General features: G+C 68.1%; 1 protein-coding gene. It reads left to right on the plus strand.

Features of this window, described 5'->3' with window-relative positions:
• The coding region (locus LD110_RS23395; RefSeq protein ID WP_374200387.1) for a DUF4143 domain-containing protein at positions 1–498 on the plus strand (498 nt) is incomplete at both ends.

The raw sequence follows: 498 nt of genomic DNA on the forward strand, positions 1-498 counted from the left end.
CGGCCGGCGATCAAGGGCCGCTCCGACGTCGATCTGGCCGGGTACGTGGACGAAATCCTCGCCTCCGGGTTTCCCGGCATCCGCAATCTTCCCGACCGGGCGCGGGCCATCCAACTCGACAGCTACCTCTCGCGCATCGTCGAGCGGGAGCTGCCCGAGAACGGCTTGAACGTGCGCCGTCCGGACGCGCTCCGCGCCTGGCTGGCAGCATACGCCGCGGCCACCTCGACGGACGCGGCCTACACCAAGATCCTCGATGCCGCCACCGCCGGGATCGTCGACAAGCCTTCCCGTGCCACCGTCGACAACTACCGTGAGCATCTAAGCCGGATCTTCGTCCTTGACCCGATCCCTGCCTGGGTGCCGATGTTCAACCCGCTCAAGAGGCTCACCCTCTCGCCCAAGCATCATCTGGTCGATCCTGCCCTTGCAGCGCGCCTCGTCGGCGTCGGCAAAGCCGGGCTGCTGCAGGGTTCCGGCGATCGGGTGGCCGCGACG

It is taken from the genome of Arthrobacter sp. M4 (assembly GCF_020251205.1).
In the GTDB taxonomy this organism is placed as follows: domain Bacteria; phylum Actinomycetota; class Actinomycetes; order Actinomycetales; family Micrococcaceae; genus Arthrobacter.